This window comes from uncultured Fretibacterium sp. (genome assembly GCF_938040765.1).
Taxonomy (GTDB): domain Bacteria; phylum Synergistota; class Synergistia; order Synergistales; family Aminobacteriaceae; genus CAJPSE01.
Window position 1 is genome coordinate 1 of record NZ_CALIAA010000207.1, and the last position, 9,948, is coordinate 9,948.

Annotated in this window: 8 protein-coding genes; 1 reads left to right on the forward strand and 7 read right to left on the reverse strand. The window is 64.7% G+C overall.

What is annotated here, in order from left to right; genetic code table 11:
- Positions 1 to 52 precede the first annotated feature (52 nt).
- From tpx to Q0176_RS07175, 4 genes are all read right to left on the reverse strand, one after another.
- Complete coding sequence (gene tpx / locus Q0176_RS07160) at positions 53 to 565, reverse strand: thiol peroxidase (RefSeq protein ID WP_299300768.1); 513 nt, start codon at positions 563 to 565, stop codon at positions 53 to 55.
- A gap of 101 nt (positions 566 to 666) precedes the next feature.
- On the reverse strand, positions 667 to 927 hold the full coding sequence (locus Q0176_RS07165) for a hypothetical protein (RefSeq protein WP_299300771.1): 261 nt from the start codon (positions 925 to 927) through the stop codon (positions 667 to 669).
- 144 nt (positions 928 to 1,071) lie between these two features.
- Positions 1,072 to 2,439: an FAD binding domain-containing protein gene (locus Q0176_RS07170; RefSeq protein ID WP_299300774.1), complete on the reverse strand. Its 1,368-nt coding sequence runs from the start codon at positions 2,437 to 2,439 to the stop codon at positions 1,072 to 1,074.
- 78 nt (positions 2,440 to 2,517) lie between these two features.
- A complete protein-coding gene (locus Q0176_RS07175; RefSeq protein WP_299300777.1) occupies positions 2,518 to 4,821 on the reverse strand; it encodes a xanthine dehydrogenase family protein molybdopterin-binding subunit in 2,304 nt (767 codons plus the stop codon).
- 272 nt (positions 4,822 to 5,093) lie between these two features.
- Here Q0176_RS07175 and yqeB point away from each other — a divergent pair, with 272 nt between their 5' ends.
- Positions 5,094 to 5,873 (forward strand): selenium-dependent molybdenum cofactor biosynthesis protein YqeB, encoded by a 780-nt coding sequence (yqeB, locus tag Q0176_RS07180; protein WP_299300780.1) that lies wholly within the window; start codon positions 5,094 to 5,096, stop codon positions 5,871 to 5,873.
- A gap of 111 nt (positions 5,874 to 5,984) precedes the next feature.
- On the opposite strand, the gene Q0176_RS07185 is transcribed toward yqeB, so the two are convergent.
- The 3 genes from Q0176_RS07185 to Q0176_RS07195 all read right to left on the reverse strand — a co-directional run bounded on the left by Q0176_RS07185 (position 5,985) and on the right by Q0176_RS07195 (position 9,869).
- Complete coding sequence (locus Q0176_RS07185) at positions 5,985 to 6,953, reverse strand: oligopeptide/dipeptide ABC transporter ATP-binding protein (RefSeq protein ID WP_299300783.1); 969 nt, start codon at positions 6,951 to 6,953, stop codon at positions 5,985 to 5,987.
- 125 nt (positions 6,954 to 7,078) lie between these two features.
- Positions 7,079 to 8,503, reverse strand: coding sequence for a solute carrier family 23 protein (locus tag Q0176_RS07190; RefSeq protein WP_299300786.1), 1,425 nt, complete (start codon positions 8,501 to 8,503; stop codon positions 7,079 to 7,081).
- A 124-nt stretch (positions 8,504 to 8,627) separates the two neighbouring features.
- Positions 8,628 to 9,869: a YgeY family selenium metabolism-linked hydrolase gene (locus tag Q0176_RS07195; RefSeq protein ID WP_299300789.1), complete on the reverse strand. Its 1,242-nt coding sequence runs from the start codon at positions 9,867 to 9,869 to the stop codon at positions 8,628 to 8,630.
- Positions 9,870 to 9,948 lie beyond the last annotated feature (79 nt).

A 9,948-nucleotide genomic window follows, 5' to 3' on the forward strand; every position in this document is an offset into this window, starting at 1 on the left:
GGCCCCCGCCTCGCGGCCTCCTCTCCGAGGCAGTGAAGAATTTTCCGAATGCCTAAAGTAGGGAGTTCAGGGCCTTGATCGCGTCCTCGTAGTCCGGCTCGTTCGTCTGCTCGGGCACGATACGGACGTAGCGGATCACGTCGTCCTTGTCGATGATGAAGATGGAGCGCGCCAGAAGGCGAAGCTCCTTGATCAGCACGCCGTAGGCCGTCCCGAAGGAGGCGTCCCGATGGTCGGAGAGCGCCATGACGTTCTCGATCCCCGCCGTGGCGCAGAATCGCTTGACCGCGAAGGGCAGGTCCATGCTGAGGTTGATCACGACAACCTTCTCCGGCTGTTTCGCCGCGTCCTCGTTGAACCAATGAAGCTGCAGATCGCAGACCGGGGTATCCAGCGAGGGCGTCACGGATATGACCTTGATCTTGCCCTTGAAGTCCTTGAGCGTTTTGGGGGCGAGCGACTCGTCCAGAACCGTAAAGTCGGGAGCCTTGTCCCCCGCCTTCAGCGCAGGCCCCACAAGGGTCAGCGCGTTGCCCGCCATTGTGATAACTCCAGTTCGTTCCATCGAATACCCCTCCTCATTCACCATAAGGTTCACGACAATCGCAATAAGAAGCGCAACAGTAAAACGAGAGAGAAAACGTGCTTGGCGGGGCGGCCTTGCCTTCATTCGCCGCAGCAACCCCCGCTGCAGCCCGAACAGCCGCCTCCGCAGCCGCCGCTCCTCCATGCATTGACCACGGGGACGAAGACGTCCAGTATCTCCGGAATCTGGTCCGCGCCCTTGTCCGTGCTCGCGATGTCCAGCATCTCCATGATGTCCTCCGGGGTCTCCGCCCCGTCCATGATCCCCTGGACGACATCCCGCAAAGTCGTGCCCTTTTCCTCGCAGACGACGGTCGTAGCCGAAGCCTTTACCCAGTCCATACGGCGAACCTCCTCTAATTTGTGGGCGGGGACACGCCCCCGCCTGGCCTTTTAATTCCGACCTCCATTGTACACTATGAGACGCTCCATCGCAAAGGCGGGGGAGTCGGGAGTTCTACGGAAAAAATGCCCTCCGCACGGCGATCAGGAGCCCTTCGATACGATCTCCTCGAAGAAGCGGCGCACCAGGTTGCCGGTGATCTTCTTGCGGTAGGCGGTCTGCTTTCGCGGGCTGATCTCCTCGGCGGCCAGGTCCCCGGCCCTTTCGATGAGGGCGGCGTCGAAGGTCTTCCCCGTGAGCGCCTCCTCGGTCCGCTTCAGGCGTCTGGGAATGGGGGACATGCTGCCGGCCGCGAAGCGCAGGACCCTGACCCTGTTTTGTTCGAGCTCCAGATAGGAGGCCAGGGAGACGCGGGAGAGGGTCAGGGCCTTTCGGGACCCCCTTTTGAAGAATGCCTGACGGGAGCCCGGGGCGGGTAGGGGGATCAGGATTTCCTGGACGATCTGATTGGGCTTCAGGGTCGTCTGTCGATATCCGGTCACGAAATCCTCCGTCCTCATGCGTGTCGTTCCATCGGCTCCGGCCAGGAGGACGAGGGCGTCGAAGGCCAGCAGCACGACCGGCAGGTCCCCCGCCCCGCTGGCCGTGCAGAGATTGCCCCCCACGGTGGCCCGGTTTTGAATCGCGGGGCCGCCGCAGCGCCGGGCGCAGTACGCCAGGGCCGGGAGCAGTTCGTTGATCAGGGGACTGTTGTCCAGCTCGTCGTTTGTGACGCTGCCCCCGATGTGGATGTAGCCGTCGTCCCCCTTGTAGATCCTGTGGAGCTCGGGGATGCCGAAGATGTCGATGGCCCGGTCCGCCGTCGTGCGCCCGCTCCGCGTGTCCACCAGGATGTCGGTGCAGCCGGAGAGGATCAGAAGGCCGGGGTGGTCGTTCAGGATCCTCAGGGCCTCGTCGAGGGTCTTCGGGGCGAAGTAGCGCCCGGCCTCGTCCTCCGTGAAGACGGGGCTCCTGCTTTTGCAGAGGTTGGCGGCCGGTTCTATTCTGTGTCCGTAGCCCTCGCTTGCCGCGCGGGCGACCGCGCCGCAGATGGAGCCGTAGCCGGTGCAGCGGCAGATGTTGCCCGAGAGCTCCCGGCGAATCTCGTCGTCGTTCGGCTCGGGGTTCCTCTCCAGGAGGCTGTGGGCCGCCACGATCATTCCGGGCGTACAGAACCCGCAGTGGATGGCCCCCTCCTCGTTGAAGATGACCTGAAGGTCGCTCGGTCTCTCCGGGGTCCCGATGCCCTCGATGGTCGTGATGCTGCTTCCGGCGGCCTGGATGGCCGGGACGAGGCAGGAGGTCACCAGCCGGCCGTCCATGATGACGGAGCAGGCCCCGCATTCCCCCTCCCCGCAGCCCTCCTTGGTCCCCGTAAGGCGCAGGTCGTTCCGGATGATGTCGATCAGCCGTGTCATCGGCTCCACGTCGGCCGAGCGCAGCTCCCCGTTTACGGTCAGTTCTATGTGCATCGTCTCGTCTCTCCCCTTGTCCGCGGATATCGGTTCGGATGGAACCTCCCCCAGTTGGAACCTCCCTCAGTCGGAGCCTCAGTGGGCCACGGCCTCGATCCTCTGATTTGCCTCCAGCAGCTCGAAGAGATATTCCCCCGTCGCCGGGGCCCGCTCCGCAAAGACGTCGAGTGCGTTGTCCAGCGCCGATAGAAACGCCGGGGCGCTGCCGTTGCAGGGAAGCTCGCCCATTCCCTTGGCTCCGAACCCCCCGGCGGGGCAGGGGTCCTCGATCGTGTCGATCGTCCACCTCGGCGTATCCAGCGTCGTGGGGACGAGGTAGGAACTCATGTGGGCGGCGCTGTAGGCCCCGTCGGGCCGGACGGTCAGGTCCTCGATGTGAGCCCACCCCAGGCTCTGCAGCACCCCGCCCGCAAGCTGTCCGGCGGCGAGCACGGGATGGATGACCCTCCCGATCTCCGCCACGGCGGTGGTGTGGATGGGGTTGGCCTCGTAGGTATCCATGTCGACCTCCAGCTCGACGACCGTGGCGAGCCAGGAATAGCCCTTGTAGGCATCCCCCGAGAAGCCTCGATCATCCCATGGATTGGCCGTCGGCGGCCCTTTGTAGGTTCCCTCGGCGGACAGCTCACCGCGCCGGGCGACGCAGGCGGAGGCGGCGTCGAGAATGGACAGGGATCGTCCCCCGACCGAGAACGTGCCCTCTTCGAACGCGATCTCCGAGGGCGGGCAGGCGTTCTCGTCCGACAGGAATCCGGTCAGCTCCCCGATCAGGTTTTGGCAGGCGTCGTGCGTCGCCGCCCCCACGAACATCGTCGTCCGGGATGCGACGGTGGGGCCGCTGTTGGGGACGTGGTTCGTGTCGGCGGGAGGGGCGGTGACCCGATCCAGCCCAACGCCAAGCGTCTCGGCGGCCACCATGGGCAGGATCGTCGCCGAGCCCTGACCCATCTCGACGCTGCTGGCCAGCACCAGAAAACGGCCGTCCCGGAACTCGACGCGGACGGTCGTGCCCATGTTGTCCTCGCCGCTTCCGGTGAATCCGCCTCCGTGCATGACGATGGAGAGCCCGATGCCGTGGCGGATGCGCTTGTTTTGGGCCCTCTCCGCCTCGTAGCGGGCCCTTTTCTCCCGGTAGTGGGAGAGCTCCGCGGCCCGCAGCAGGACGGCCTCCGCACTGGCGCCGGACTCGAGGCGCTGATTGAAGGGAAAGAGATCGCCCCTGCGGATCAGGTTTCTGAGACGGAGGTCCAGCGGGTCCATTCCCAGCTTCATCGCGGCCCTGTCCATCTGGCGCTCCACGGCGAAGAAGGCCTCGGGAGCCCCGAAGCCGCGAAAGGCCCCGGTTGGGGGGGTGTTCGTGGCCACGGCGCGTCCCCGGATCTTCACGTTGGGGACGGTATAGGCTCCCGCGGCGTGCAGGGTGGCACGCTGCAGCACCACCCGGGTCAGGGTGGTGTAGGCGCCGCCGTTCAAGAGCAGGTCGATCTCCATCGCCGTGATCGTCCCGTCCTTTTTGAAGCCCGTCCTGTGATAGACCTTGGAGGGATGGCGCTTGGGGGTGGCCTCGATGTCCTCCTTGCGGTCGAGGACCAGCTTGACGGTATGGCCGGACTTGAGAGCCAGAAGTCCGCACCAGACGGCCATCATGGAGGGGTAGTCCTCCTTGCCGCCGAAGCCTCCGCCCGTGACGGGCTGACGGATCAGGACCTTCCCCTCGGGGACCCCCAGGGCCTGGACCACGGCGTTGTGCACGTAGAAGGGACACTGGAGGGACGGGATGATCTCGAGGGTTCCGTCCGGATGGGGGATGGCGGCCGCGCCCTGCGTTTCGAGGTACATCTGTTCCTGAAGGCCGGTCTCGTAGGTCCCCTCGATGATAAAGTCGGACTCGGAGAATCCCTTTTTGACGTCGCCGCAGTCGACGTGATATTCGTCCAGGATGTTGTCCTCGCCCCAGACCTTCACCCTGCCCTCGAGCCCCTCCTCCATCGTCAGCGCGGCGGGAAGCGGATCGATCCTGGGGCGGACCGCCGCGAGCGCCGCACGGAGGGTAGGCTCGTCGGGCGCGGCGAGCAGGGCCAGGACCTCCGTGACGTAGGTGACGCGCTTCTCCGTCAGGACGGGGTAGTCGTCACGCACGATGTGCACGAAATTTCTGCCCGGGATGTCCGCAGCGGTGAGAAAGACGACCCGCGACCAGTCGAAGGCGGGGTCCTTGTCGAACCCCGTGAGGATGCCATGAGGGACGGGAGAACGGACGAATCCCCCAAGCCAATGCCCCGGCAGGTCGTAGTCGTTCACGAAGCGGGCCCGCCCCGTAGCCTTCTCCATCCCGTCCAATCTTGGAACGGAGGTGCCGATGATCTTGAATTCGGACAAATTGGAATCCCCCTTTTTCCACGGCTGCCCCAGCCGGCGGTAGCGCAGCGGAGCCGGAGAAAAGCGGCTCTGCGCCGCATCCCCCGTTGCGGACCGGAGCTGTGGAGCCAAAATCTTTCAGGCGAGTTCCCCTCTCGATGTTCTATAATCTATTTTACCGGAGATCGCTGCGTTTGCGCTCGTTTTTCGCTGGAAATGCTGCGGCGCTCTCTCCGGGTCCCTGTCTCTGTTTGGAACATCCGGCGTGCACGCGATGCGAGGGGGTGGGCGCGATGCCTTTGGCGGTAGTCCGCGGCGGGGGGGATCTGGCCACCGGGGTGATCTACAGGTTGTGGAGGACGGGCTTCCGGCTGCTGGTCCTGGAGACGGCCCTCCCCATGGTGATCCGTCGGCCGGTGTCCGCGGCCCAGGCGATGTTCGACGGCAGCCACGTCGTCGACGGCATGGAGGTGCGCCGCATCGCGTCGGTCCGGGAGCTCCCGGACGACGGGGCCGTGGGGGTCCTTGCGGACCCGCGGGCCGATTGTCTGGAGGTGCTCAGGCCCGACCTGCTGGTCGACGCCATCATGGCCAAGCGGAACTGCGGGACGGGGCGCGGCATGGCGCCTCGCGTCGTCGGACTGGGGCCGGGGTTCCGCGCCCCGCGGGACGTCCATGCGGTGGTGGAGACCCTGAGGGGGCACGACCTGGGCCGGGTGATCCTGAAGGGGGAGGCGGCCCCGGATACGGGGGTCCCGGGCGAGATCGGCGGGGCGACGACGGACCGCCTGGTCCGGTCCCCGGGCGACGGCTTTCTGGAGCCCCGGTCCGAGATCGGCGACCTCGTCGAGGCCGGGCAGGCCCTGGGATTCGTGGGCGACAAGCCGGTCGTCGCGAGGATCGGAGGGGTGCTGCGCGGCCTGATCCATCCGACGGTCCCCGTGAAGGAGGGGATGAAGATCGGGGACGTCGACCCCCGAGCGGTCCGGTACCATTGTTTTTCCATATCGGATAAGGCGCTCTCGGTCGGCGGGGGCGTGCTGGAGGCGGCGTTCGCGGTCGAGCTTGATTGACCCGCTCGATTGACTTGATTGAATTGAAAGGATGCGCCGGGCTGAAATAAGGCGCCCGAAGGCCACGGGGGCTGTCGCCGGCGGCGAGGCGGCCGTCCGGGGCCCTCTGCGTCACGGATATTCGATGTCCCCGGCCCAGGGGCAGGCGACAAAATGCCCTGCGGATATCTCGTGCAGCGCGGGGGTCTCGGCCGTGCACCCGGCCTGCGCGAACTCGCAGCGGGCGGCGAACCTGCAGCCCGGCGGCGGGTCGATGGGGCTCGTGACCTCGCCCCGTATGATCCGGTGTCGGGTGCTGCGCGCGGACAGGTCCGGGACGGGGATGGCCGAGAGCAGGGCCCTCGTGTAGGGATGCCGGGGCTGGGCGAAGAGTTCCTTCGAGCTCGCCAGCTCCACGCACTGGCCGAGGTAGAGGACCGCTATGTTGTCCGAGATGTGTTTGACGACGCTGAGGTCGTGCGTGATGAACATGTAGGTCAGCTGCATCCTGTCCTGCAGGTCCATGAGCAGGTTGAGGATCTGCGCCTGTATGGAGACGTCGAGCGCCGACACGGGCTCGTCGCAGACGATGAACTTCGGATTCAGCGCCAGAGCACGGGCCACGCCGATGCGCTGGCGGCGTCCCCCGTCCAGTTCGTGGGGATAGGCGTTGTACAGCCTTTCGCTGAGCCCGACCGTCTCCATCAGGGAGTCTATGCGGTCCAGCATCTCCTGTCTGCTCCCGCAGGTCCTGTTCACGATCATGGGCTCCGCTATGATCTCGGACACCGTCATCCGCGGGTTGAGGCTCGAATAGGGGTCCTGGAAGATGATCTGCATGTCGCAGCGCTTCTCCCGCATCTGAGCGTCGCTCATGTCGGAGATCCTCTCTCCGTCGAAGAATATCTCCCCCGACGTCGGGGCCAGCAGGCGCAGCACCGTGCGTCCGAGGGTGCTCTTCCCGCAGCCGGATTCCCCGACGACCCCGAGGGTCTCCCCCGCGCCGATGCTGATGCTGATGTCGTCCACCGCGTGCAGCAGTCCGCTGCTCGTCTTGAAATACTTTTTCAGATTGCGCGTTTCCAGCAGGGGAGACGGCATCTTTTCACCTTCCTCTAGGGAAGCGCTGATCAAAACAAAAACGCATATTTTGCCAAAGGGGAACATGCAAAACATCTATGGGCAAAAATCTCCAGCGCTTCCCTGAAAATTAAATCAGCGGTTCCTCAGATATCTATGACCGCACGATCCTGCTCGTCCCTTGGAAAAATCGCGTTCGCCAGGATCCCGACGATGCAGACCGCCACCACGGAATCCCTGAAGATGTACTGAATCGGGCCGGGGAAGTTCTTCAGCACCGCCTCCGGCGCACCCCCGAACCCCATTCCCAGCGCCAGGGTAACGCCCAGTACGATGACGTTGCGCTGGCTGAAGCCCGACTTGGCGATCAGCTTGATCCCGTTGATGGCGATCATCGCGAAGACCATGAGCAAAGCCCCGCCCAAGACGGGGTTGGGCATGATGGAGAAGAGCGCCCCGACCTTCGGCAGGAACCCGGCGACCACCAGGACGGAGGCCCCGATGGCGATGCAGAACTTGTTGACGACCCCCGTCATGGCCACGATGCCCGCATTCTGGCCGAACGCGGTGTTCGGCAGCGTATTGAAGACCGTCGCCAGCATGGACCCGAACGAGTCCGCGAGGATCGCCCCCGCCGTCTCGTCCACCGTGGCCTCGCGGTCGAAGGCCGCAATGGTGATGCCCGACGTGTTCCCGATGGTCTCGAGCCCCGAGATCACGTAGAGCGCGGCAAAGCTGAGCACGGCATCCGGATGAAATTCGTATCGGAAGCGGAAGGGCAGCGGGACATCCGCCCAGGCGGCGTTCAGGATCGGGGAGAAATCGAGCTTCCCCATGAAGAACGAGAGGACGTACCCCAGGAGGATCCCGATCAGAAGGGAGGAGAGCGCCACCATCCTGCCGCCGAACCGCTGACACGCCAGCACCGTCAGGAACACGGCCGAGCCGATGAACAGGTTGGACGGGCTCCCATAATCCAGGCTGCCGAGCCCGCCGGCCCAGTAGTGCATGCCCGTGGTCAACAGGTCGGCCCCGATCGCCAGCAGCACGGTTCCAATCACCAGCGGCGGGAAGAAACGCTTGAGCGGCCTGATGAAAAAACCCATGACGAACTCCACCAGGCTGCCCAGCAGGGCACCCCCCAGAACGCCGGGGAGCCCGTAGAGCCGGCCGATCGTGCTGGACGTCGGAACGAAGGCGAAGGAGGTCCCCATCACGATGGGGAGCTCCGCACCGATGCGCGGCCGGCCCTTCCCGCGGCCGAAGGCGTAGATCGGATAAAGCTGCAGGAACGTCGTCACCCCGGAGACCAGCATGGTGCACTGCACCATGATCACCCTGTCGGCACTTCCCATCCCCAGGACGCCGGCCAGGATGAAGCAGGGCGCCAGGTTCGAGGTGAACATGGCCAGGACGTGCTGAAGCCCCAGGGGAAAGGCAACCCTCAGCGGCGGTATGCCGTGGAGCCGGTAGATCGTCCCGCAGGGATCGGCAGAGTCGTCCGATCCGTCCGGCAGAACATCTTCCGCAAAATTTTCCTTCACAAAATCTCTTTCCGTAGCATCATTCACTGCGCATTCCTCCCCCTCAAATCCTCTCCCCCGTCGGAGTCTCGGATACGGCTGCAGTGAACAACCCGGGCCGGGATGTCGGTTCTCGCCCCGGCCTCACAGAAAGGATGAAGAAACGTGTTCCTCAGCGCTCGACGATATTCTCCGTGTGCTCCGGCATCAGGGCCGCGTACTTCTGCGCATAGAGGCTCGGGATCGCGGCATAGAGCGCCGCGCAGGCCACGATTTCCTCCTTCCAGGTCACCTCGTTGGGAGCATGGGCCTGGTTCTCGTGCCCCGGACCGAACCCGATGCAGGGGATCCCATGCATCCCCATGATCGCGACGCCGTTCGTGGAAAAGGTCCACTTGTCCAGACGCGCCTTTTTCTTGAAGAGGCCGGAATAGGCCTCCATCAGCGTCTCGCAGACGGGATGGTCCTCCTCGATGACCCAGGTCGGGAAGTAGCAGTCCGTGGGATAGAGCAGGCCCGTCCAGGAGGGGCGCTCGTACTTGTACATGCGCACCTCGGCCCCGGCGGCCTCGACCGCGGGGAGCCGGCGGATCTGATTCATGGCGTACTCCGCCGTCTCGCCGCGCGTCAGGCGTCGGTCGATGGAGATGCGACAGCCGTCGGCCACCGCGCAGCGGGAGGGCGAGGAGAAGAAGATCTCGGAGACCGTCAGGCTGCCCTTGCCCAGGAACGCGTCGTCCTTCAGGTTCGGGTGCAGCGCCCTCAGCTCGTTCAGGATCGGCCCCGCCTTGAAGATTGCGTTGTCGCCGCGCTCGGGCGCGGAGCCGTGGCAGCTCACCCCCTTGATGACGACCTCGATCTCCATGCGCCCCCGATGCCCGCGGTAGATGCCGCCGTCCGTCGGTTCGGTGCTGACGACGAACTCGGGGCGCAGCTTGTCCTCCTTGATGATGTACTGCCAGCAGAGCCCGTCGCAGTCCTCCTCCTGCACGGAACCAACCATCACGATGGTGCAGTCGTCCTCGATCCCCAGCTCCTTGACGATCTTGCCCGCGTAGACCATGGCGGCCATGCCGCCCTCCTGGTCGCTGGCGCCGCGGCCGCCGATGAGCTCATCGTCCTCCATGCCCGCGTAGGGATCGAACTTCCAGTTGGTGCGCTCGCCGATGCCCACCGTGTCGATGTGGGCGTCCAGCGCGATCAGATGCCTGCCGTGCCCGATGGTCCCGAGGATGTTCCCTATGGGATCGATCTCGACCCTGTCGAACCCGACCTTCTCCATCTCCTCCTTGATACGGTGGATGACCCGCTTCTCGTCGCAGCTCTCGCTTGGAATGGCGATCATGTCCCGCAGGAACCTCGTCATATCCTTCTCGTAAGACTTGGCCTTTGCCAGAATCCTCGCGTAGTCCATAACCATGCACCTCTTGTTTTTCATCGATCGATTTAGGGCCTGAAACGCCCATTTTTCATAATCTGTATAATGATGAACC

Bases quoted from the DNA above. Each gene is read 5' to 3' on its own strand.
- tpx (WP_299300768.1), bottom strand. From the start codon at position 565: ATGGAACGAACTGGAGTTATCACAATGGCGGGCAACGCGCTGACCCTT.
- Q0176_RS07165 (WP_299300771.1), bottom strand. From the start codon at position 927: ATGGACTGGGTAAAGGCTTCGGCTACGACCGTCGTCTGCGAGGAAAAG.
- Q0176_RS07170 (WP_299300774.1), bottom strand. From the start codon at position 2,439: ATGCACATAGAACTGACCGTAAACGGGGAGCTGCGCTCGGCCGACGTG.
- yqeB (WP_299300780.1), top strand. From the start codon at position 5,094: ATGCCTTTGGCGGTAGTCCGCGGCGGGGGGGATCTGGCCACCGGGGTG.
- Q0176_RS07185 (WP_299300783.1), bottom strand. From the start codon at position 6,953: ATGCCGTCTCCCCTGCTGGAAACGCGCAATCTGAAAAAGTATTTCAAG.
- Q0176_RS07195 (WP_299300789.1), bottom strand. From the start codon at position 9,869: ATGGACTACGCGAGGATTCTGGCAAAGGCCAAGTCTTACGAGAAGGAT.